A 23,267-nucleotide genomic window follows, 5' to 3' on the forward strand; every position below is an offset into this window, starting at 1 on the left:
ATGCAGGGCCTCGCCGTTTCCTTGGGGCGCCCCCGGGCGCCGCGCCGGCTACCCTGGCCGGTGCTCGTCGCCCTGGCACCGGCGAGCGCCTTCCTGCTGGCCTTCTGGCTGCTGCCGCTGGCGCAGCTGCTGGTACTCGGCGCGCGCCCGGACGCCGCCGGCAGCTCCGGCTACTGGCAGGTGCTGACCAGCGCCGGCTATCTGTCCGGACTCGCCCAGACGGTGGCCCTGGCCGCCGTCACTACCCTCGCCACCCTGCTGGTGGCCGGCATCGCCGGCTGCTTCCTGGCGCGGCATGCCTTCGTCGGGCGCAGCCTGCTGGTGGCCCTGCTAACCTTTCCGCTGGCCTTTCCGGGCGTGGTGGTGGGCTTCCTGATCATCCTGCTGGGTGGCCGCCAGGGCCTGTTCGCCGGTCTCGGCCGCAGCCTGATCGGCGAGCCTTGGGTGTTCGCCTATTCGCTGTTCGGGCTGTTTCTCGGCTATCTCTATTTCTCCATCCCGCGGGTGATCCTCACGGTGATGGCGGCCTGCGAGACCCTCGACACCAGCCTGGAAGAAGCCGCGCGCTCCCTGGGCGCCGGTCTGTTCGCCGTGGTGCGCGACGTGTTGATCCCGGGCCTGACCCCGGCGCTGCTGTCCAGCGGCGCCCTGTGCTTCGCCACTGCCATGGGCGCCTTCGGCACCGCCTTCACCCTCGGCACGCGGCTGGCGGTGACGCCCATCGCCATCTACGACACCTTCACCAACTTCGCCAACTTCGGCGTGGCCGCGGCGCTCTCGGTGGTGCTCGGCCTCGTCACCTGGCTGGTCCTGCTGCTGGCGCGGCGCCTCGGCGGCGTCCAGGGAGACCTGCGATGAATCGACCCCTGCGCTTCTGGCTGCAACTGCTGTTCACTCTGCTGGTGGCGGCCTTTCTGCTGGTGCCGGTGCTGCTCTCGGTGCTGGCCGGCCTTACCCGCAACTACTTCCAGGGCCTCGCCAGCGGCCTCACCCTCGACTGGGTGCTCCAGGTCTGGCAGGCCTATGCGCCCACCGTCTGGCTATCGCTGCAACTGGCGCTGGGCACCGCGGCCCTCGCGGTGGTGCTCGGCGTCCCGGCCGCCTATGCCCTGGTGCGCCTGGACAACAGGTTCGCTCGCGCCTTCGAGGAATTGCTGGTGTTGCCGGTGGCCATGCCCGGCTTCGCCTCGGCGCTGGCGCTGCTGCTGACCTACGGCCACCTGGGCGGCTTTCGCCGCAGCCCGGCGATCATCCTGGTCGGCCACCTGCTGTTCACCCTGCCTTTCCTGATCCGCCCGGTGATGGCGGTGCTTAGACGCAGCCAACTGCCGCAACTGGAAGAAGCCGCCGCGAGCCTTGGCGCCGGTCCCTGGCGGCGCTTCTTCGGCGTGGTGGTGCCCAATGCCCGCGCCGGCATCCTCGCCGGCAGCCTCATGGTGATCACCCTTTCGCTGGGTGAATTCAACCTCACCTGGATGCTGCACACGCCCCTGACCAAGACCCTGCCGGTGGGCCTGGCCGACAGCTACGCCTCGGCGCGGCTGGAGGTGGGCTCCGCCTACACCCTGATCTTCCTCTGTCTGATCGTGCCGCTGCTGGTCGCCCTCCAGGCCCTCAGCGCCCGCCTCTCCCGTGGAGCCCTGCGATGACCCAAGGTACCGCCGTCCGCCTGCGCCACTGCGCCAAGACCTTTCCCGGAGGCCGCCAGGTGCTGCAGCCCCTGGACCTCGACATCCATCCGGGCGAGACCCTCGTGTTCCTCGGCCCCTCCGGCTGTGGCAAGACCACCACCCTGCGGCTGATCGCTGGCCTGGAGCAGCCCGACGCTGGCGGCCAGGTGCTGTTCGACGACCGCGACGTCACTGCCCTGCCCATCGAGCGGCGTGACGTCGGCATGGTGTTCCAGAACTATGCCCTGTTCCCCAATTTGGACGTGGCCGGCAACATCGCCTACGGCCTGAAGATCCGCGGCCTGCCACGTGCCGAGCGCGACGCCCGGGTCGCCGAGCTGCTGGCCATGATGCAACTCGAGCCCCTGGCCGAGCGCCGTATCCAGCAACTCTCCGGCGGCCAGCGCCAGCGCGTGGCCCTGGCCCGGGCCCTGGCGCCGCGCCCCCGGGTGCTGCTGTTCGACGAACCCCTTGCCGCGCTGGATGCCCAGCTGCGCGAGCAGCTCCGCACCGACATCGGCGCCCTGCTGCGCGAACTAGGCACCACCGCCGTCTATGTCACCCACGACCAGCAGGAAGCCCTGGCCTTGGGCGATCGCATCGTGGTGATGGGCGAAGGCCGCATCGCCCAGATCGGCACCCCGACGCAGATCTACCAGCGCCCGGCCAGTCGCTTCGTCGCCGGCTTCGTCGGCCAGCTCAATAGCTTCGAGGTGCGCGGCCACAGCGGCACCGAGGTGGCGGTCGCCGGCGGGCGCCTGCCCTGGAGCGGCGTCGCCAGCACCCTGTTCTGTCGTCCGGAGCATCTGGCGCCGAGCCCGACGCCCGCCCACCTCACCGGCATCCTGGTCGGGCAGTTCTTCCAGGGCGCCCATTCGCGGCTGCTGGTGGAGGTCGGCACCGGCCAGCCGCTGCTGGTGGACACCGCCCAGCGCATCCAGGCGCAGCCGGGCGACCTGCTGTACCTGAGTGTGAGCCCCGCCACCCTCTTCACCCTGGCTTCCTGATCGGAGATCTCCATGCACGCGCCCTTCCTGCTGGCCCAGCTCAGCGACCTACACATCAAGGCTGGCGGCCGGCTGTCCTATGGGGTAGTCGATACCCTCGGTGCCCTGCGCAGCGCGGTGGACCGCCTCAACGCCCTGCAGCCGCGCCCGGACGCCCTGGTCATCACCGGCGACCTGGTGGACTTCGGCACCCCCGAGGAATACGCCACCCTGCGCGAAGTGCTCGCCGAGCTGACCATGCCCTTCCATGTCATCCCGGGCAACCACGACGACCGCGCCGCCCTACGCGCCGCCTTCGCCGATCACCCCTATCTGCCGGCCCAGGGCACCCTGGACTGGCAGCAGGACTGCGGCCCGCTACGGCTGATCGGCCTGGATACCCATATCCCCGGCGAGCACGGGGGGCGCCTCGACGCCAGCCAACTGGCCTGGCTCGACGAGCAGCTCGGCCAGGCGCCCGACCAGCCGACCCTGGTGCTCCTGCACCATCCGCCGTTCCCGGTCGGCATTGGCCATATGGATCGCATCGGCCTGGCCGGCGGCGCCGAGCTGGAAGCGGTGATCCGCCGCCATCCCCAGGTGGAGCGGCTGCTCTGCGGTCATCTGCACCGGCTGATCCAGCGGCGCTTCGGTGGCACCCTGGCCTGCGTCTGCCCCGGCGTCTCGCACCAGGTCGACCTGGACCTGCGGGAGGCGGCGCCCTCGCGCTTCCGGCTGGAGCCGCCAGGCCTATTGCTGCATCGCTGGGCGGACGCTGCCCTGACCACCCACTATCTGCCCCTGGGCGACTATCCAGGGCCCTACCCCTTCTTCGCTGCCGACGGCCAGTTGCTCGACTGAGCCCGGCCAGTCACCGCGGCCATTCCGGGCGGTGACTGCCCTTTTTCGGGTACCCGAGGTAGCGAAACGCCGCGCCGGCGAACCAACCTGGTGCAAAAGGTAACGCCCAGGGCGGCCGCTCTGGACCGCGATCCAGGGCCGCTGGGCTTTTCGCGCCCTGGCACGGGCCTTGCGTGAACGGATTGGATACAAAAATCCAGGAAGCCAGTTCATGCCGCTCTCCGCCCTGTCCCGCTCCGCTGCACTCAGCGCCGAAGAAGAGGCCTATCGCCATTTGCTGCAGGCCATCTGCGGCGGGCGCTATCGCAATGGGGATCGCCTGATCGCCGAAGACATCGCCACGGGCCTGGGCATGAGTCGCATGCCGGTGCGCAGCGCCTTCCAGCGCCTGGCCGCGGAGGGCCTGGTGATCCTGCGGCCGCATCGCGGGGCGGTGGTCAGCGGCCTGGACCTGGACGACATGCGCGAGGTGTTCGAGATGCGCGGGGCGCTGGAAGGACTGGCGATCCGCCTGGCCACGCCCCATGTCGGGCCGCGCGAGATGACCCGCCTGGAACGTCTGCTGGAGGACCTGGACGAGGAACACGACCCGAGCGCCTGGGTCAGGCAACACCGCGCCTTCCACGAATACCTGTGCAGCCTGGCCGGACGGCCGCGGTTGCTGCGCCAAATCAACGGGCTCTACACCCTCATCGAGCCGCACATGCAGCTCTGGCTGCACGCCGACCGCCCCCAGTCGGCGCGTGACGAGCATGCCCCCATCCTCGCCGCGCTGCAGGCCGGCGATGCCGCCGAGGCCGAACGGGTGCTGCGCGAGCACATCGAGAGCACGGTGCCCTACCTGCTGACCTTCATCGAACGATCGGGCGACCAGACCCGAAGTGAACCCTAGCGCTGAGCCATCCGCCCTGCCCATCCTCGTCCTTCCGGAGAAGACCATGTCCCGCCACCGGCTTTCCTGCAGTCTGCTCGCCCTGACCCTCGCCGCCGGCCTCGCCCAGGCCGCCCCCCAGATTCCCGAACGCCTGGCCAAGGCACCGAAGATCACCTATTGCGGTGCCCTCGACACCCCGCCGATCGGCTTCTTCGACGCCAGCCAGAAACCCCAGGGCCTGACCGTCGACCTCGGCGCCGAAATCGCCAAGCGCCTCGGCGACAAGAAGGTGGACTGGCGCGTGGTGCCCTTCTCCGGCCTGATCCCGGCCCTGCTGGCCGGCCAGTGCGACCTGCTGATCGACCAGCTGTTCGACAAGCCGGAACGCCGCCAGGTAATCGACATCGTCAACTACATGTACTCCAGCCAGGCGGTGGTGGTACCCGCCGGCAACCCGGCCGGGGTCCACACCCTGGACGACCTGACTGGCAAGAAGGTGGCGGTGCTCAACGGCTCGACCATCCGCACCCTGCTGGAAGCCCACAACGAAGAGCTGAAGAAGGCCGGCAAGGCGCCCATGAAGCTAGTGGCCTACAACACCGACACCGACGCCTTCCAGGCCCTGCGCCTGAAGCAGGCCGACGCCTACGGCACCACGGTGGAAACCGCCGCCTACTACCAGGGCGTGGCGCCCGGCCAGTTCGAGACCGGGGTACCGGCCTTCGCCCGCATTCTCACCGGCATTGGCGTGCGCAAGGACGATACCCAGATAAGCGCCGCCCTCACCCAGATCCTCACCGACATGAAGGCCGACGGCAGCTACGCCGCGCTCATGCAGAAATGGCACCTGGAAGGCGACAAGCTCGACTAAAGGAAGGGCACGATGAACTTCAGCTGGGATGTGTTCTGGCAGTACCTGCTGCACCCGAGCGACGTCTACCTCTACGGCCTCTGGCTGACCTGCGTGATCGCCATCGGCGCCATGCTGCTGGGCTGCGCGCTCGGCCTGCTGGCGGCGCTGGCGCGACTGTCGCGCTACCGGGCGCTGCAATACCCGGTCCGCTTCTACGTCTGGCTGATGCGTGGCACGCCGCTGCTGGTGCAGATCGTCTTCCTCTACACAGCCCTGGCGGCTGGCGGCATCTTTCGCTTCGAGGACCTCGACCTGGGCTTCCTGGTGATCCCCGGCAACATCCAGGCGGCCATCATCGCCCTGGGGTTGAACGAAGGTGCCTACATGGCCGAGATCATCCGCGCCGGCATCGGCGCGGTGGATCGCGGCCAGTACGAGGCGGCCCGCTCCCTGGGCATGACGCCAGCCAAGCTGATGCGGCGCATCGTGCTGCCCCAGGCGCTGCGGGTGATCATTCCGCCGCTGGGCAACGAGTTCAACGTGATGCTCAAGAACACCACCCTGGTCAGCGTCATCGGGGTGCAGGAGCTGCTGCTCAGCACCCAGATGATCACCTCGGCGACCTTCCGCGTCTTCGAGCTGTACCTGGTGGTGGCCATCTATTTCCTGGTGCTGACCACCCTCTGGGGCTTGTTCCAGGCCTGGCTGGAGCGGCGCTTCGGCAAGGCCGACGGCCAGCGACCGACCGCCACCGGCCGGCTGTTCAGCCTGCAGGGCTTCAAGCTGAGGGGACGCTAGTCATGACGACCACGCAAGAACCCGTGATCCAGGCGCTGCAGGTGCACAAGGCCTTCGGCGAGCTGGACATCCTCAAGGGCGTGACCCTGGAGGTCCGTCGCGGCGAGGTGGTGGTGCTGATCGGCGCCTCCGGCTCCGGCAAGACCACCTTCATCCGCTGCCTCAATCACCTGGAAGACATCCAGGGCGGCACCATCCGCGTCAACGGCGAACTGATGGGCTTTCGCGAGCGCCCCGACGGCAGCCGGGTGCGCGACTCGGAACGCAACATCGCCCGGCGCCGCCGCGACATCGGCATGGTCTTCCAGAGGTTCAACCTGTTCCCGCACATGACGGTGCTGGAAAATATCATCGAGGCGCCCATCCAGGTGCTCGGCGTGGCGCGCGCCGCTGCCGTGGAGCAGGCCCGCGCCCTGCTCGCCCGGGTGCGGCTGTCCGACAAGACCGAGCACTATCCGGCGCAACTTTCCGGTGGCCAGCAGCAGCGCGTGACCATCGCCCGCGCCCTGGCCATGAAGCCCCAGGCCATGCTGTTCGACGAACCCACCAGCGCCCTCGACCCGGAAACCGTCGGCGAGGTGCTGCAGGTGATGAAGGAGCTGGCCGAGGACGGCATGACCATGGTGGTGGTGACCCACGAGATGGGCTTCGCCCGCGAGGTGGCCGACCGCGTAGTGGTGCTGCACCAGGGCGAGCTGATCGAAGAAGGTCCGCCAGCCCAGGTATTCGGCAATCCCACCCACCCGCGTACCCGCGAATTCCTCAGTCGCGTGCTCTGAGCCGCCACTGGTCTTGAAGATGACGAGCCTGCCATGCTGAATTTCTCCGCCCACGATTATCCCTACGCCTCCCAACGCCAGAGCGTCTTCGCCCGCAATGGCATGGTCGCCACCTCCCAGCCACTGGCGGCCGAGGCCGGCATCGCCATGCTGCGCCAGGGCGGCAACGCCATCGACGCGGCCATCGCCACCGCCGCGGCCCTGACCGTGGTGGAGCCCACTGGCAATGCCATCGGCGGCGACGCCTTCGCCCTGGTCTGGGTCAAGGATAAGCTGCATGGCCTGGACGCCAGCGGTCATGCCCCGGCCAGCCTGGACATCGCCACGGTCAAGGCCGCCGGCCACCAACGCATGCCGGTGCACGGCTGGCTGCCGGTGACGGTGCCGGGGTGCCCGGCAGCCTGGGCCGAGTTGTCGCGGCGTTTCGGCAAGCTGCCCTTCGCCACCCTGTTCGAGCCCGCCATCGCCCTGGCCCGCGATGGCTTCCCGGTCTCACCGGTGGTCGCCCACCAGTGGCGCATCGCCCAAGCCGAGTACCAGGCCAGCCGGGACCAGTCGCCCGAGCTGGAGGCCTGGTTCGACACCTTTCTCATCGACGGTCAGGCCCCGGTCGCCGGCCAGCTGTTCCGGAACCCGGCCCAGGCGCGCACCCTGGAAGAACTGGCGCAGACCCGCTGCGAAAGCTTCTATCGCGGCGCCCTCGCCCAGCGCCTGGCCGCCCATGCCGCCGCCAGTGGCGGCCACCTGACCGCCGCTGACTTGGCCGGCTACAGGCCGCGCTGGGTCGAGCCGATCAAGGTCGACTACCGCGGCTATCAGGTGTGGGAGATCCCGCCGAGCGGCCAGGGCCTGATCGCCCTCATGACCCTGAACATCCTCAAGGGCTATGACTTCGACCAGCGCGACAGCCAGCTCACCTGGCACCGCCAGCTGGAGGCCATGAAGAAGGCCTATGCCGACGGCCTGCACTACATCACCGATCCCGAGCACATGAGGGTCGCCGCCAGCGCGCTGCTGAGCGATGCCTATGCCGAGCGCCGTCGCGCCGAGATCGGCGACCAGGCCCAGCCGCCGCGGCACGGCGATCCCCAGGCCAGCGGCACCGTCTATATCGCCACCGCCGATGGCGAGGGCAACATGGTGTCCTTCATCCAGAGCGCCTACCACGGCTTCGGCTCCGGCGTGGTGCTGCCCGACAGTGGCATCGGCCTGCAGAATCGCGGCTCGGAATTCAGTCTCGATCCGAAACACTCCAACGCCCTGGCGCCGGGCAAGCAGACCTTCCACACCATCATCCCAGGCTTTTTGACCCGGGGCGACATGCCCATCGGTCCCTTCGGCGTCATGGGCGGCTACATGCAGCCCCAGGGCCATGTGCAGATGGTGATGAACCTGGTGGACTTCGGCCTCAATCCCCAGGCGGCGCTGGATGCGCCGCGGTGGCAGTGGCTGGGGGAGATGAAGGTCGGCATCGAGCAGGCCGCTTCCCGCGCCCTGGCCAATGGCCTGGCGCGGCGCGGCCACCAGGTCGAGATCGCCCACGACTCCACCGACTTCGGTCGCGGCCAGATCATCGTCCGCGATCCGGAAACCGGGGTGCTCTGCGGCGGTACCGAGCCGCGCGCGGATTCCCATATCGCGGTCTGCTGACCGCCGGGAAAGCCCCGCCCGGACACGGGCGGGGCGCTACCTCAGAGCGCGATGCCGGCCGCCCGGGCGCGCGCCGCGTGCAGCTTGCGGTAGCTGTCGATCAGCCGCAGGTGCTTGTCGATGCCTTCCAGCTCGAGGCTGGTGGACGTCAGGCCATGAAAGCGCACTTCGCCCGAGACCGAACCCAGGGCGGCATCCAGTCGCTCGCTGCCGAACATGCGCCGGAAGTTGACCTCGAAGTCGGCCAGCTCCAGTTCGTCGTCCATCTCCACTTCCAGCACCGCATTGAGCGCCTGGTAGAACAGGCCACGCTCCAGGGTGTTGTCGTTGAACTGCAGGAAGGTCTCGACCTCTTCCTTGGCCTCTTCGAATTGCTGCAGCGCCAAGTGGATGAGCAGCTTGAGCTCCAGCAGGGTCAACTGGCCCCAGACGGTGTTCTCGTCGAATTCCACGCCGATCAGGGTGGCGATGCGGGTGTAGTCGTCCACCTGGGTATCGTTCAGGCGTTCGAGCAGGGATTCCAGGGCCGCATCGTCCAGGCGGTGCAGATTGAGGATGTCCTCGCGCACCGGCAGGGCCTTGTTGGTGTTGTCCCAGATCAGGTCCTCGACCGGATAGATCTCCGAATAGCCGGGCACCAGGATGCGACAGGCTGGCGCGCCCAGTTCCTCGTACACCGCCATGTAGGCTTCCAGATCCCGCTCGGCGAGGATGCCGAACAGGGTGGCGGCCTCCTGGGCGGTGGCGTCCTCACCCTCGCTGGAAAAGTCCCAGTCGACGAAGTCATGGTCGGCCTTGGCGCTGAAGAAGCGCCAGGACACCAGGCCGCTGGAATCGATGAAGTGCTCGACGAAGTTGTTCGGCTCCATCAGCGCCTGGCTCTCGAAGGTCGGCTGCGGCAGGTCGTTCAAACCCTCGAAGCTGCGGCCCTGCAGCAACTCGGTGAGGCTGCGCTCCAGGGCGATCTCCAGGCGCGGATGGGCGCCGAAGGAGGCGAACACCCCGCCGGTGCGCGGATTCATCAGGGTCACGCACATCACCGGGAATTCACCGCCCAGGGAGGCGTCCTTGACCAGCACCGGGAAGCCCTGGGCCTCCAGGCCGCGGATGCCGTCGACGATGGCGGGATAGCGGGCCAGTACCTCTTCAGGCACATCCGGCAGCGCCAGCTCACCTTCGAGGATCTCGCGCTTCACCGCCCGCTCGAAGATTTCCGACAGGCACTGCACCTGGGCCTCGGCCAGGGTGTTACCGGCGCTCATGCCGTTGCTCAGGTAAAGGTTCTCGATCAGATTCGAGGGGAAGTACACCACCTCGCCATCGGACTGGCGGACGAAGGGCAGCGCGCAGATGCCGCGGGCGATGTTGCCGGAGTTGGTATCGTGCAGGTGCGAGGCACGCAGCTCGCCTTCCGGGTCATAGATCTTGCGGCAATAGCGGTCGAGGATCTCCCGGGGCAGCGCATCCTTGGGCCCCGGCTGGAACCAGCGCTCGGCGGGATGGTGGACGAAGGCGGCGTTGCCGATGGCCTCGCCCCAGTACTGGTCGTTGTAGAAGAAGTTGCAGTTGAGGCGTTCGATGAATTCGCCCAGCGCCGAGGCCAGCGCCGCTTCCTTGGTCGCGCCCTTGCCATTGGTGAAACACAGCGCCGACTGCACATCGCGCAGGTGCAGCGACCAGACGTTGGGCACGATGTTGCGCCAAGAGGCGATCTCCACCTTCATGCCCAAGTCGGCGAGGATGCCGGAGAGCTTGGCGATGGTCTCTTCCAGCGGGCGGTCCTTGCCGGGAATGTAGGTCTGCCTGGCGGTATCGCTGGGCAACAGCAGGGCCTGGGCATCGGCGTCCAGATTTTCCACCGCCTCGATGATGAAGTCGGGGCCGGCCTGCACCGCCTTCTTCACGGTGCAGCGGTCGATGGAACGGAGGATGCCTTGGCGATCCTTGTCGGACAGATCGGCGGGCAGCTCGACCTGGATCTTGAAGGTCTGCTTGTAGCGATTCTCCGGGTCGACGATGTTGCTCTGCGCCAGGCGGATGTTATCGGTGGGAATGTCGCGGGTCTGGCAGTAGAGCTTGACGAAATAGGCCGCGCAGAGCGCCGAGGACGCCAGGAAATAGTCGAAGGGCCCCGGGGCCGAGCCGTCACCCTTGTAGCGGATGGGTTGATCGGCGATCACCGAGAAGTCGTCGAACTTGGCCTCGAGCCTCAGGTTGTCGAGAAAATTGACCTTGATTTCCATGCACAGCATTCCGGTTTGGAGACAGATTGGCCGCCATTATCCGGACAAAGGGCCGCGGGTGATACGTAGGCCGTCGACTCATGGCCGCCAAAGGCGGCGCGTGCCGGTCCCCCTCCAGCGGAAAAGACGCGCCAGGATGAGAGGTGCTTAGGGGGTCGACCAAGCCTTCACTCTGAAAGCACTGCACCCCTTACGATCAACGCAACGACCGACGTGTGGAGCGCGCCGTTACTTGGCAGCGTCCGGCGCTCAGCGCCTTGGCTTCCTACCGCCTCAGGACGCGATGGTCGAGCCGCTATCCATCTGGGTATCCAGGTTATCGCCGTCACCCTGGTAATCCTGGTGCTGGCCGTCCAGGTAGACAAAGCCATGGTCGAGGAAGTAGTCCCACTCGTCCTGGCGATAGTCGAAGATGCTCTGGTCCGCCGGTGAATCGCGCTGGGCATAGCTGTAGAGGTAGTCGTCGAGGAACTGGTAGCGCTGCAGGCCATCCTGGGTCAGCACGCCATCCCCGTCGAGCTGTTTGAACAGGTCCGCCAGGCCACTGCGGTAGTCGTCGAGCTGCTTGTTGTACTTGATGTCCTGGACGATGGCGAAGGGCAAGGTGGCGACCGTCAGCGCCGCCGACACCCAGAACATGGGCCCTACCGCGGAGCGGGCGAATGCCAGCCCCTTGAGAGCGCCGAAGGCAGCCGCACCGCCACCGATACCGAAGGAACCCGCCGCTACGGTAACCGCGCCCTGGGCGATGGTGGCCCCGTCGTTGCGCTGCACGCCGCCCTTGATCATCAGCGCCCCGAGGGCGACATCCGCCGCACCGACGAAGGTGTTGGCACCGGCGTCCAGCACGCGCAGGAAAGCGGACAGGCTGCGCGTGCCCAGGTTGGCCCCCTTGATCGTCGGGTTCTGCACATACTCGCCACGCATACCCTTGAGTACTTCGTCCTTGCCGGCGTCGTCCAGGTTGAGCAGCCGGTTGAGCTTGCGCTCGCCATCCGTGGAGGCCCCCTCCAGCAATCCCCGCACCTGCTCGGCGAAGGCGCTCCAGGTCGGTTCCGCCCGCACGGGCGCCTTGCCCTTGGCCTGGTCCTTGCCGAAGATGTCCGGCAGCGACTTGTCCAGGGCCAGTACCCGGTTGAGGTCGGTGCCGTTGATGGCGTCGATGACGTGGGTGCCCAGGTTGACGAAGTGCTGGCTGGCACCGAAGAAGGACACCAGTTCCTTGGCGATCGCCAGGCGCTCCTCGGGGCTGCCACCCAGCTTGCCACCCGCCATCTGGTAGATGCCCGAGGCGAGCGAAATCAGGCCGCCGGTGCTGCCCAGCACGCCGTTCTTGTTCAGCTCCGCGATGGTCGTGAGCATCCCGCCGTGGGTCTTGTCGTTGAGTGCGGTGTAGACGTCACTCTTCATCAGGTGGTCGATGTCGGACTGCTTGATCTCGCCGTTGCGGGTATAGAGATCGCCCAATTGCTGCAGGGCTTTGCCGAAATCCTTGGCGGTCTGCTTGTCACCCAGCAGTTCCTCGACGAACTTGTCCAGGCTCTCCGCGGTGCGCCGCGGCAGGTCCACCCCGGCCTTCTTCAGAGCGGTCAACACGGTCTTCACCGTGTCCTGAGTCGCCAGGGCGACGTTGTCGTCGGTCAACCGGCTCGGGTCGGCCAGCAGGCCGTCCAGGTCGAGCATCAGGGTGTCCATCTGTACCTGCTGGGCGAAGCGCGCCGCCTGCGCCGGGTCCACGCTGGCCAGGGCCGCGTAGGTCTCGCGCATGTCGGCTTCGGCCAGACCACCCTGCCCGTCCTGCTGCAACTGGGCGAGATGTTGGACATAGCCTTCGCTGAACGCCATGTCCTCGAGTTTGCCCACCGCCTCGTCCTTGTTGGGCAAGGACGCCAGGGCCGACTGCTGGGCACTGGCGAAGTCCTGCTGCACGCTGTCGCTGGCGAACAGGCCGGTCAGTTGCTGGTCGAGCTTGCGGCCATCGATGATCGAGCGGAAATCCTCACCCTGGGTCTTGGCGGTCCCCTGGCCCTGGCTGATGTCCAGCGTCACCATGTCCAGGCCGCTTTCGAGCATGCCCTGGGCGCGCAGGGCCCGGAACAGCTTGGCACGATCGTCGTCGGCCTTGATCGAGCCATCGGCGATACCCTTTTTCCAACCCTCCACCACCCTCTGCCAGGTCAGCTCACCGACCGTCAGGATCCGCTGCGGGTCGTTGGGGTCTTGCTCCGTGGTCCTCATCGCCCGCACGTCGACTTCGCCGGTCGGGGGCAGCTGGCTCGCCCGGCGGGCATCGTCGATCTGACCGGCGCCATGGACCCGGCCCTCGTACTGGGCGACCAGACGCTCATACAGGTCCGGACTGAGTTCACGGGAAACCACCACCTTGCGCATGCCACCCTCACCATCCGGGATCTCCGCCCGAATGAAGCCATCTCCCACTTCACCCTCAGGGCCTAGCGTCGCGCCCTCGATTTCCTGGGTGGTCAGATAGTCGGCGGGATGCAGCGTGTCATAACCTTCCTTCTCCTGGGCATTGGCCTTGACCATCACCTCGGTATAGGTCGACAGTCGCGCATAAGCCTGGGGACTCAGCGCCTCGGACACCGCCACCTTGTCGCCGGCGAAGGTCTCGTAGGTGATGAGGCCGTCGGCACGCACGATGCTCTGGATATCGCCATAGGCAGGGACGTCGCTCTCGCGCGGCAGCAGAGAGAAGCCGTCACCCTGGGCCTGGTTCAGGCGCTCACGCTTGGCAGGATCGCTGACGATGCCCTGCAAGGCCGCAAGGTAGTCGAACAGGCCGGGGTTGTCGTCGCGGTGCACCACCACCTTGCCGTCGCCATTGTCGTAGCGAATCAGGCCCGGCCCCACTTCATCGACCGGTCCGACCTGAATGCCACTGGCGGGCGGCCAGGTTTCGTCGTCGGAGGCACGCCGATAGCCTTGACGCTCGCTGGCCTGGATCCCCTCCAGGGCGGCCTGGTAGCCCAGCAGCACCTCGAACACTGCAGGATTGTCAGCCCTCGCCACCACCGTTGCGCGGCCGTCCGCCGCTTCGGCGCGCAACACCTCGGGGCCAAGGCGCTCCACGTCGCGCACGTCGCGCACGCTGGAGGGCGCGGCTTCGGTCGGACCGGCACGTCGATCGCCCTTCGCAATGGCCTCGTTCAGGGTTTTCAGGGTCTCGAAGTCACGCCTAACCGCTGCGAACAGCGTCGGGTTGGTGGACCTCAGTACCAGAACCTTCTGACCAGCCAGGGTTTCGTAGCTCAGGGTATCGGCGGCTATCTCGCCAGGCCGACCGATCGCCCTGTAGTCGGCCAGCGCGGGCGCCTTGGCCTCCGGGCTGGCAGGCTGGTAACCGCCGTCCTGCTCTTTTTGCTTGTGCGCGGCCTGGCGGCTCGCAGTCAGCAGACGGTCGAAACCTTCGCGAGGTAACGGGACGGTGGAGGCCTTGAAACCCTGGACAGTGCTCATCGTTGTACTCCGTTGAAGGTGCGCAAGCGAAGCCGGACTACAGTGACGACGGAGCCACTCCAGGCTGATAGCGGTGGCGGACGGGGCCGCCGGTGAAGAAGACGGCCCAGGCGGAATCCCTGGGATCCGTGCAGCCGGTGATCCCGGCAATGCCTGCAGGGAGCCTGTCCTGGACTATGCCGCCGCGGCGTGACAGTCCTGTTTCACCTTCCATTGGGGCATGCGCACGTCGAGGGTCCCGACACCAGGCACGGCGGTCGCCGAGCCACTGCCGGACCCGTTGAGCCGCTCAAGATCGCCGGCCCAAGCGAAACGATTGACCGAGTAGACATAGTATGACCATATGGTCCGGATGGAGCTTAAGTCTCTCGTCCACCCAGGCCCATCCAATCGATGACCCCATGAAGACAATCCTGGTCGTGCTGTTCGACGATGTACTCTTGTTGGATGTGGTGGGACCGATCGAGGTCTTTTCGCTGGCGAATCGCTTCCTCGCGGAAGACCAGCGCTATCGCATCCATACGGTGAGCGTTCGCCAGGGCAGCATCACGGCCAGCAATGGCATGCGGATCCAGGCGGACTGGAGCCTGGACGAAGCACCTACCACCGGTCACTACCTGCTCATTCCAGGCGGGCCGGGTGCCTACCTGCAAGCCCCCTCGGATCGCCTGCTGACGTGGCTCCGACAAACCGCAGCCGCGGTCTCGGTGCTGGGCTCCGTCTGCACCGGGGCCTTCGTGCTGGCGCAGGCCGGGCTGCTCGACGGCTATCGGGTCACCACCCATTGGAACTACACCGAACGATTGGCCCAGCGATTCCCCGCCTTGTCGGTGGAGGCCGATCACATCGTGCTGCGGGACCGCGCCTTCATCAGCTCGGGCGGCATCACCGCGGGTATCGACCTGGCGCTGACCCTCGTCGCGGAAACCCATGGCCAACGCATCGCTACCGAAGTGGCCAAGACCATGGTCGTCAGCCTGCCACGGCAGACCAACCAGCGGCTCTTCAGCCCGCTGATCCAGCAACACGGCTCCGCCTCTCCGGCAGTCCTCGCCGCCTATGACGCCATGGTCGCCCGGCTGCACGAGCCACTGACCATCGAGCGCCTGGCCGCGGCCGCGGCCATGAGCGCCCGGCACTTCGCGCGGGTCTTCGTGCGAGAAACGGGACTGACACCCATGGAGTACCTGAAACGAGTGCGAATCGACCATGCCCGTACCCAGCTCGAAAGCACCACCCTGCCGTTGAAGGCCATCGCCCACGGCGCGGGGTTCGGCACGGTTCGCACCATGCGCCTGGCGTTCATCGAAAAACTGGGTGTCTCGCCGAATCAGTATCGGAAGCAGTTCACTTAATCGGCGATATGACCGTCTGGTGTACGTCCGTGGCCGGATCACTACCTATTTGTCACTCACAGGACACATCTGGTGATAGATCATAGGGTTAGCCCGTTAGCCAAAGGTCGTAGCCGTAGGGCGACGCCCTCTGTCGGGTAGATCGATGCAGACGCGAGAACCACAGACAAGACGGCGAAGGCATCGCCGCTGCAGAACAAAGGTTCTCCGATAATCAAAGTACGAGCCAGGGGCCTTGCCACTGCCTTTCGCTGTCGGGACCTGGGCTCAGTCATGCAAAGGGGTGATTCATGCTAGACACGATAGGTGCTTACGACGTCCGCCACGAAGACGTCGAAGATTCAGTCGTCAATCTGTCAGCCGAAGCAACGGGGTGGTCGTTCGGACCCTTCCTGTTGCTGCCGCACCGCCAGCAATTGCTCAAGGACAATGTACCGGTATCCCTGGGCGGGCGGGCCATGGAACTGCTCGGGGCCATGGTGGCCCAGGCAGGCGTCCTGCTCACGAAACAGGAACTGCTGACGCGGGCCTGGCCACATGCCTTCGTCGAGGAGTGCAACCTGCGCGCCCAGATGGTCGCCATCCGCCGCCTGCTCGCCGAGCATGACCCCGGCACCGATTACATCGTCACCGTACCGGGTCGTGGCTATCGGTTCGTGATGCCCGTCGCGACCTGCACCCTGGAGCCCGACCTGCGCGAGGCCACGCCGGCTCTCGGGGGTGCCCTGGAATTGTTCGGCGTCGACACCCTGCTACCCCGGCTGCTGGATACGCTGGCCGCCCATCGCCTACTGACGCTGAGCGGGCCTGCCGGCGCCGGCAAGACCGTCATCGCGCAGGCGCTGGGCCGGACCCTGAGCGACGCGTTGGGTGGTCGTGTCTACCTGGTCGACGTCGGTGACGCGGTGAATGCCGAGGTGCCTGGCCGTATCGCCCTGCGCGCCCAGGGCGTTGCCCCCGGTACGACCCTGGAGGATTTGCTCGCTCGTCCCCTGGAAGAGTTCCTGCTGATCCTGGATGGCTGCGACCAGGTCCTGGGCGGCATGGCGCTGTTCGTCGAACGGCTGCTGGAGCACTGCCTGGCGGCGAAGGTGGTGGTGACCTCGCGCGAACCCCTCGGCGCCCTGGGCGAAGTCATCGAGCGGATCCCGCCGTTGGCCTTCCCCCTGAAGCCCACCCCGCCGGACCGCCTGAGCTGGGCCGACTTCCCCGCCCTGGCGCTGTTCGAACGGCGGGTGCGCGCAGTCGATGCCACCTTTCAGTTGGACGAAGGCAACCTGGCCATCGTGCGCGAACTGTGCGTGCGCCTGCACGGCAACCCGCTGGCACTGGAGTTGGCCGCGGCCCGGGTACCCAGCTTCGGCCTGGCGCGGTTGCTCTCGCTGCTGGAGACCGATTTCCGCCTGGACATGCGCGGCCGGCGAACGGCAATCGGGCGTCACCGCTCGTTGCAGGCGGCCTTGGAGTGGACCTACGACCGGCTGAGCGACCAGGAGCGGGCGATCATGAACCTGCTGGCGCTACAGGGCCGCCCCTTGCCGCTGGACGCCCTGACCAGCAGCCTGCCCCACACCGACAGCGTCGGCGGCGACCTACTGCTGTGCGTCGAGAGCCTGATCGAAAAATCCTGGCTCATCGCCGACAGTATCGAGGGCAGCCATCGCTATCTGCTGGATAGCACGGTACGGGCCTTCGTCTTGCGCCAGCTCCGGCAACGACTGGACGAGCCACTCAGTGTAGCGACGCCGGTCGCCAGCCTTGCCTTGCGTTCGCGCATCCTGACGGGCTATGCCAACGCCGGCCCGACCTCCTACCGCGTCGAGGCCTGGCCGCTGTCCTGATCGACCCTTGCGGTGCGGCCATGCCGGACTCGTCTCAGAGCCCGGCATGGCCATCAGACCTAGGCCAGGCGTGCACCAGGGCCGCCACCGCCACGGGTCGGACGCTCCGGCTGGTTCTCGCGCTCCTCCGCCGCTTTCGCCTTGGCCGCTGCTTCTTCGGGCGAGACGTAGTCCTTGTGCAGCTCGCCATCCAGCCGATTGCTGGAGCTGCCGCCCTTCTGCGGCGTATCCTTGAAATGCTCGAATTCGCTGGACTGGTAGCGGAACAGACTGTCGTCGTCCGGCGTATCGCGCCCACCGTAGTGGTGGATCTCGTAGCGGGCGTACTCCAGCTTCTCCGCCCAATCGGCCTGCATCAGACCGTCCTTGGCCAGGTCCTTATACCAGTCGCCCTCGGCGTCGGTGGCCTTCTGCTTCTTGTTGTGGTTGATGAAGATGCCGGCGATGGCGGCGATGCCGCCGAGGATCAGCGCTCCCAGGAACAGCGGGCCGGTGAGCGCCGACGCCGCGCCGACGCTACCGAACAGCCCGGCGATGCCGATGCCGCCGGCAGCCATGCCCATGGTTCCGCTGACCACCTGCAAGGAACCCATGGCGATGCCGGCCTTGTCGTTGCTCGCCACGCTGGACTTGAGCGAGAAGGCGCCCAGGACGATGTCCGCCACGCCGCCGATACCGTCGCTCAGCGCGCCCAGGGTCTTCAGGGCGGAACCGGCGATCCGGGTCCCCGTGGAGCCCCGTACCGACGGACGCTTCGCGCTACTGTTAAGGTCGTCCATCAACCCCTGGATGCCCTTGGCATCGTTACCGTCGACCGCACCACTGCCACTGCCGGTAGCCGGCACGGCGGGGGCCGCTGGCGGTGTCGCCTCGCTGAGTACCCGATCGGCGATCGCATTGCCGTCTCGACGCAGTTCGTCGGCTACCCCGGTGGTCACCTCAGGCAGCTCCGGGACATAGAGGGGTACCGAAGAAATCTGGGTCGGCTTGTCCCAGGTCGGGATCCAGGATGCACCCAGGTTTTCTTTCAGCGTCTTGCTGACGCCCAACGCATCGGCCACGCCATTCTTGCCCAGCACCGACAGCCCCTGGTCGAACAGCTTGGCGAACTGCGGCCCCATGCTGAGGAAGTTGATGAAGTCGCGGGCCACCCCGAGACGCGCCAGCGGATCGCTGGCCAGCGCCTCACCGCCCTTGGTCAGGGTATAGATACCGGACACCAGGCTCAGGGCGCCAGAGAAGGAACCCAGGATGCCGGCATTGTTGAGGGTGCCGAGGAAACCGGCGATCTTGCCGCGGTCTTCGAGGGGTATATAGGGCTTCTGCACCGCCTGGCTGATGTCGTCGGCGGTGATCATCTGGCCGCGCTCGAACCTGGTCTGCAGCTCCTCGATGGCCTTGGTCACCTCGGTGAGCTTGGCGTCGCCAGCGAATTCCTTGATGAAGCCGTCGATGGAGTTGTAGGTCTGCCGGCTGATGCCCGCCGAGGAACTGAGGATGGTCTTGATCAGGGTGAAGAGGTCGCCGGCGGCCTTGTTCTTCACCGACTGCTCGATCTTGCTGGGATCGTCCACCAGCTCGTTGAGATCGCTGGTCAGGGCGTTGACCTGCAGCCGCTGGGCCGCCTTCTTGCCCTCCTCGGGATCGAGCACGTTGAGCGCCGCCAGCATCCGGTTGACGTCCTGGCTGGCTTCATTCTGCCGTCCCTGCCCCTTGAGGTCGTCGAGGTAGTGGGTGTAGGCGTCGCTGTTGAGCGTATCGATCAGGTTCTGCTTGACCTTGTCCTTGTCGGGGATGCGTTCGAGGGCGCCATTGAGTTTGTCGGCGTAGTCCTTCTGGACGGTCGGGTCGTCGAACAGCGCCGTGAGGCGCTCCTGCAGCTTGGGTCCGTCGATGAAATCATGCATGTCAGCCGAGGTGAGCTGCGTCTGCTTGTCGTCGGACTCGCGCCAGGTGGTGTTGAAGGGGCGCGTTGCCTCCTCGTAGCCGGTTACCCCGCGGCCGTTCTGGTAGGCCGCCTGGGCCTCCAGTGCGCGGACCAGCTGGGCGCGCGGATCGTCCTTGCCGATGCTGCCGTCCTCCACGCCCTTCCTGTAGCCATCGATCAGGTCCTTGGTGGCCAGCTCCTGGACATTGAGTTCCGGGGCGTTGTCGCCGTCGCCGTGCTGGCCGGTACCCATGGCGAGGATGTCCAGCTCGCTCTCCGGTTTGAGATCGTACTTGGCGCGGGTGTCATCCACCGGCTTGGTACTCATGGCGTCCCAGCGATCGAGGACATCCTGGTAGAGCTGGGGACTAAGGTCACGGGAGACGATGACCTTGCCCTGGTCCGGCGTCTCGTAGCGGATGAGGCCATCGGTAAGCTCGTCCGGCGGACCGATCGTCCAGGAGTCTCCCTTCATGAAGTCGTTGGGGCCGGCCAGTTTGTAGCCGTCCTGCTCGCTCTCGTGGATCTTGTCCCAACTCAGCTTGTCCGCCTTGACCCGCTCGAAGAGTTCAGGGGTCAGGTCACGGGAGACCACCACGTTCTGGCCATCGTGGGTCTGGTAACTGATGACATTGCCCTCCTCCCCCACCTGCCAATGGAATTCCTTGTAGTCGTTGAGCTTGGGCGCGGTGGCATCCTGGCTGGCCAGGGTGGCACCGCCATCGAGGGCGCCCTGGATGGCGCTGGAGCGCCCCGGGTCCGCGTCGATGGTTCTCATCCCTTCGAGGTAGGCGTAGAGCGCCGGGTTGGTGTTGGGATCCACCACCACCTTGTCGTCACCGTGCCGGTAGCTGAGGGTGCCACCCTTGCCCGGGGCCTCCACCTCGGTATCGCCAAAGGGGGGTGGCGCCTCGCCAGCCGCGGCGGCCCGGTACCCTTCCGCCTGTCGCTGGTTGACCTCCGACAACGCTCGGTAGGCCTTCTTCGCGGCAGCGAAGGCTTCCGGATTCTCCCGTTCGGCGATCACCACCTTGTGCCCGTCCTGGGTTTCGTAGCGGATGATCCCCGGGCCGGTTTCATCCGGCGGACCGATATTCAGATAGTTGTCGGCCGCTTCCGGCGCCCGGTCGCCCTTGGCGCGCTCGTAGCCCTGGGCCACGCTGCCGTCGAGCGCGGCCAGCGTATCCAGATCGCCTTTCACCTGCTTTGCCAGCTCGGGGCTGCGGGAGACATCCACCAGGACCTTGCCCGCTGGTGTGCTGTAGGCCAGGAGGCGGTCGCTCAGGCGCTCGGGCACCCCGGCGTAGTCGGCCAGCGCGGCCGGGGCCTGGCCGTCTGGCGCGGCGAGCGTATAACCGTCCGCCAGCCGCGCCTGTACCGTGGGCAGCGCCTTGGCGTCGGCCAGTACCTGCTCATAAAGCTCGGGATTGCTGGACTGGGCTACCAGCACCCGCTCGCCTTCGGTGGTGACATAGACCACCGTAGCGGCGCCCTGCGCCCCCGGCTTGCCGATGCTCGCGTAATCGCTGAGCACCGGCGCCTTGTCGCCGGGCGCCGCCGACCTCGGCGTCACGCTGCTGTTCTTCAGGGCGCGCAGAAACACGCCTAGCTTGGCGTTGGGCGTGTCGGCAGTGGGAGACGGCGAGCGATCGGTCTTGGTAGAGACGGGCGAGGTCGACATTTCGAGAGTCCTTCGTGGCGACGGTTGGGACGGGAGGGCCTCCTCCAGTCTAGGAACACGCCCGGGCACCCAGGGTTAAAAGGCTGCGAAATGTTGTGAAATCAGCGATTTGTGACGGGATTCGTAGCGCCTCTAGATCAAGCCGGCCTGTACCAGCAGGTCGGCCACTTCCTGGAAGGTCGCCTCGGGGATGGGCTCCCCCGGTACGCTGCGGCGCGCGATGCGCGCGGCCAGGTCGCCCACGACGGCAATCGGCAGCGCGGCGGCCCGGGCTTCCCGGCGCAGGGCCTCGGCACCCTCGCCCTGTGCGCCGCAGACCACCACCGGCACCGGCGTCTCGCCCCGGCGATAACGCAGACCGACCACTTCCCCACCTGCCCCTTCCAGGACCAGGGTGGCTGCCGACAGCCCGAGGCGGCGAGTGGTCAGGGCCTGGGTCTCGCGTCTCAGGCGCTGGCGTTCCTGTCGGATCGCCGGATCCCCTTCGAGATCCTTGCGCTCGCGCTTCTGTTCGCTACGGGTCATCCGCTGGTCACGGCGAAACAGCCAACGCTGCAGGAGAATATCCGCCAGCCCAAGGGCCAGGTAGACCACGACCAGGGTAACGGCCAAGGGCTTGAGCACGGCGATGAAGGTGGCGTCCACGCACCCCAGGCCGCAACGCGAGGACTCCAGCAGCGCCTGCAGGCCCAGCCGGCCGATGACATAGAAGGCCAGCGACAGCACCCCGACCTTGACCAGGCCCTTGAGAAACTCGACCAGATTACGCAGCGCGAACAGCCGCTTGAGACCTTCGACTGGATTGATGCGGGAGAACTGTGGCTTGAGCGGCTCCAGCGAGAACACCGGGCCGCGGGTGATAAGCCAGTTGGTGAGGATCACGGTGACCACCACCAGCGCGAACAGCGGCAGGCAACCCTGGAGGATCAGGCTCTGGGCATCGCCCAGCAGGCGCGGCGCAACTTCGGCAAAGGGCTGCACATAGAGGTCGGCGACCTGCTCGAAGAAGGCTCGCAGCCGACCGACGAAGCGCGGAACCAGCACCACCAGCGCCAGGCTGGCGCTGAGCAACACCACGGCGGAGACCATGTCCTGGCTGCGCGCGATCTGGCCCTTGCGGCGCCCCTCGCGCAGCTTGCGGTCGGAGGCCGGCTGGGATTTTTCCTCCGAGGTATCGGCCATGGGTCAGCCCTCGGCGCCGGCCAGGGTCTTGAGCAGCTCCACGGTGCCGCGAAATTCCGCCAGCTGGTAGAGCATGAGCGGGACCAGGTAGACGCAGTAGAGTACCATGATGACGGCGAAGATCAGGTTCTTGACCGCCAGGGATAAGTCGAAGATGTGCATGTTGGGTGCCATGCGCGCGAGGAAGGCGAGCATCAGGTCGGCGATCAACAGCGCGATCACCAGGGGGGCCACCATCAGCAGCCCCGTGCGCATGACCTGGTCGAGTACCGCCAGCAGTCCCTCCAACGCGGGCGCCACCACCACCGGCGTGAAGGCGGTCGCCGGCCAGAAGCGGTAGCTGTCATAGTAGCCGCCGACCATGAGCATGAAGCCGCCGGAGAGGAAGAACAGGGTGATCAGGGCGACCGACAGCAGCGTCGAGGAAATCCCGGTCTCACCGGACTGCGCCGGATCCACCAACTGTGCCATGGTCGAACCCCGCTGCAAGTCGACCAGCTCGCCGGCCACTTCCGCCGCCCAGAACGGGATGCCGAACAGCAGTCCCACGGTCACGCCGATCAACAGCTCCTTCACCAGCAGGCCCATGATCAGCCAGCCCGAGTAGTCCGCCAGGGCCGCTAGCCCCTGCTCCACCGGCAGCATCATGGGCACTGCGATCACCACGGCGACACTGGTCCGCAATAGCCCGGTCAGGCCAAGGCGGTTGAAGGCCGGCGTGACCAGGACCAGTCCGGTGGCACGACTCGCCGCCAGCGCCACGCCCTGCAACAGCGGGACGATCTGGTCCAGCACATCCGGCGCCAGGGCGAAGTCCATCTAGCGCGTCCAGGCCGGGAAGTTGTTGAGCACCTCGTCCGCCAGGCCCATGACCTGCCCGGCCAGCAGCGGGCCGAGGAAGATAACCACCAGCAGCACGGCCACCAGCTTGACGCCCTGCGGCAGGGTCTGGTCCTGGACCTGGGTCAGCGCCTGCAGCAACCCCACCCCCAGGCCGATGACGATGGCCACCAGCAGGGCCGGTGCCGACAGCAGCAGGACCGTGAGCAAGGCGTGCTGCATGAGCCCCTGGAACAGCGCCTGGTTCATG

17 protein-coding genes and 1 pseudogene are annotated in these 23,267 nt (G+C 66.8%); 11 read left to right on the forward strand and 7 right to left on the reverse strand.

Annotated features, from left to right (window positions below; all coding sequences use genetic code 11):
• The 9 genes from ACYJP6_RS12315 (at position 1) to ACYJP6_RS12355 (ending at position 8,471) form a co-directional block, all read left to right on the forward strand.
• Complete coding sequence (locus ACYJP6_RS12315) at positions 1-858, forward strand: ABC transporter permease (RefSeq protein WP_459475252.1); 858 nt, start codon at positions 1-3, stop codon at positions 856-858.
• Positions 855-1,649: an ABC transporter permease gene (locus ACYJP6_RS12320; protein WP_459475254.1), complete on the forward strand. Its 795-nt coding sequence runs from the start codon at positions 855-857 to the stop codon at positions 1,647-1,649. Before ACYJP6_RS12315 ends, ACYJP6_RS12320 begins: the two co-directional genes overlap by 4 nt.
• On the forward strand, positions 1,646-2,677 hold the full coding sequence (locus tag ACYJP6_RS12325; RefSeq protein WP_459475255.1) for an ABC transporter ATP-binding protein: 1,032 nt from the start codon (positions 1,646-1,648) through the stop codon (positions 2,675-2,677). Before ACYJP6_RS12320 ends, ACYJP6_RS12325 begins: the two co-directional genes overlap by 4 nt.
• Positions 2,678-2,689: 12 nt before the next feature.
• Entirely contained in the window at positions 2,690-3,517 is an 828-nt protein-coding gene (locus ACYJP6_RS12330) for a phosphodiesterase (RefSeq protein WP_459475256.1), read from the forward strand.
• Positions 3,518-3,728: 211 nt separating this feature from the next.
• On the forward strand, positions 3,729-4,409 hold the full coding sequence (locus tag ACYJP6_RS12335) for a GntR family transcriptional regulator (RefSeq protein ID WP_459475257.1): 681 nt from the start codon (positions 3,729-3,731) through the stop codon (positions 4,407-4,409).
• Between the two features lie 46 nt (positions 4,410-4,455).
• Positions 4,456-5,262: an ABC transporter substrate-binding protein gene (locus ACYJP6_RS12340; protein WP_459475258.1), complete on the forward strand. Its 807-nt coding sequence runs from the start codon at positions 4,456-4,458 to the stop codon at positions 5,260-5,262.
• A gap of 12 nt (positions 5,263-5,274) precedes the next feature.
• Positions 5,275-6,042, forward strand: coding sequence for an amino acid ABC transporter permease (locus tag ACYJP6_RS12345; RefSeq protein ID WP_459475259.1), 768 nt, complete (start codon positions 5,275-5,277; stop codon positions 6,040-6,042).
• Between the two features lie 2 nt (positions 6,043-6,044).
• Positions 6,045-6,821 carry an amino acid ABC transporter ATP-binding protein gene (locus ACYJP6_RS12350; protein ID WP_459475260.1) on the forward strand — a complete coding sequence of 259 codons (777 nt, stop codon included), beginning with the start codon at positions 6,045-6,047 and terminating at the stop codon, positions 6,819-6,821.
• Positions 6,822-6,854: 33 nt separating this feature from the next.
• Positions 6,855-8,471, forward strand: a complete 1,617-nt coding sequence (locus ACYJP6_RS12355; RefSeq protein WP_459475261.1) for a gamma-glutamyltransferase family protein — start codon at positions 6,855-6,857, stop codon at positions 8,469-8,471.
• Between the two features lie 41 nt (positions 8,472-8,512).
• Here ACYJP6_RS12355 and ACYJP6_RS12360 read toward each other — a convergent pair whose 3' ends face one another.
• Together ACYJP6_RS12360 and ACYJP6_RS12365 are read right to left on the reverse strand one after the other, a co-directional pair.
• On the reverse strand, positions 8,513-10,714 hold the full coding sequence (locus tag ACYJP6_RS12360; protein WP_459475263.1) for an OsmC domain/YcaO domain-containing protein: 2,202 nt from the start codon (positions 10,712-10,714) through the stop codon (positions 8,513-8,515).
• Between the two features lie 273 nt (positions 10,715-10,987).
• Complete coding sequence (locus ACYJP6_RS12365) at positions 10,988-14,191, reverse strand: hypothetical protein (protein WP_459475264.1); 3,204 nt, start codon at positions 14,189-14,191, stop codon at positions 10,988-10,990.
• Between the two features lie 401 nt (positions 14,192-14,592).
• Between ACYJP6_RS12365 and ACYJP6_RS12370 the strand changes: the two genes are divergently transcribed.
• Positions 14,593-15,546: a GlxA family transcriptional regulator gene (locus ACYJP6_RS12370; protein ID WP_459475265.1), complete on the forward strand. Its 954-nt coding sequence runs from the start codon at positions 14,593-14,595 to the stop codon at positions 15,544-15,546.
• 290 nt (positions 15,547-15,836) lie between these two features.
• Positions 15,837-16,190, forward strand: a pseudogene (locus ACYJP6_RS12375) (winged helix-turn-helix domain-containing protein); the annotation flags it as partial.
• A gap of 1,087 nt (positions 16,191-17,277) precedes the next feature.
• Here ACYJP6_RS12375 and ACYJP6_RS12380 read toward each other — a convergent pair.
• The 5 genes from ACYJP6_RS12380 to ACYJP6_RS12400 form a co-directional block, all read right to left on the reverse strand.
• Positions 17,278-17,409, reverse strand: coding sequence for a hypothetical protein (locus ACYJP6_RS12380; protein ID WP_459475266.1), 132 nt, complete (start codon positions 17,407-17,409; stop codon positions 17,278-17,280).
• Between the two features lie 37 nt (positions 17,410-17,446).
• A complete protein-coding gene (locus ACYJP6_RS12385; RefSeq protein ID WP_459475267.1) occupies positions 17,447-20,995 on the reverse strand; it encodes a VIT1/CCC1 transporter family protein in 3,549 nt (1,182 codons plus the stop codon).
• A gap of 132 nt (positions 20,996-21,127) precedes the next feature.
• Complete coding sequence (locus tag ACYJP6_RS12390; protein WP_459475268.1) at positions 21,128-22,177, reverse strand: EscU/YscU/HrcU family type III secretion system export apparatus switch protein; 1,050 nt, start codon at positions 22,175-22,177, stop codon at positions 21,128-21,130.
• A 3-nt stretch (positions 22,178-22,180) separates the two neighbouring features.
• On the reverse strand, positions 22,181-22,996 hold the full coding sequence (gene sctT, locus ACYJP6_RS12395; RefSeq protein WP_459475269.1) for a type III secretion system export apparatus subunit SctT: 816 nt from the start codon (positions 22,994-22,996) through the stop codon (positions 22,181-22,183).
• Positions 22,997-23,266, reverse strand: a complete 270-nt coding sequence (locus tag ACYJP6_RS12400) for an EscS/YscS/HrcS family type III secretion system export apparatus protein (protein ID WP_115946921.1) — start codon at positions 23,264-23,266, stop codon at positions 22,997-22,999.
• Position 23,267: the final 1 nt, after the last annotated feature.

Source organism: Pseudomonas sp. No.117 (assembly GCF_054558395.1).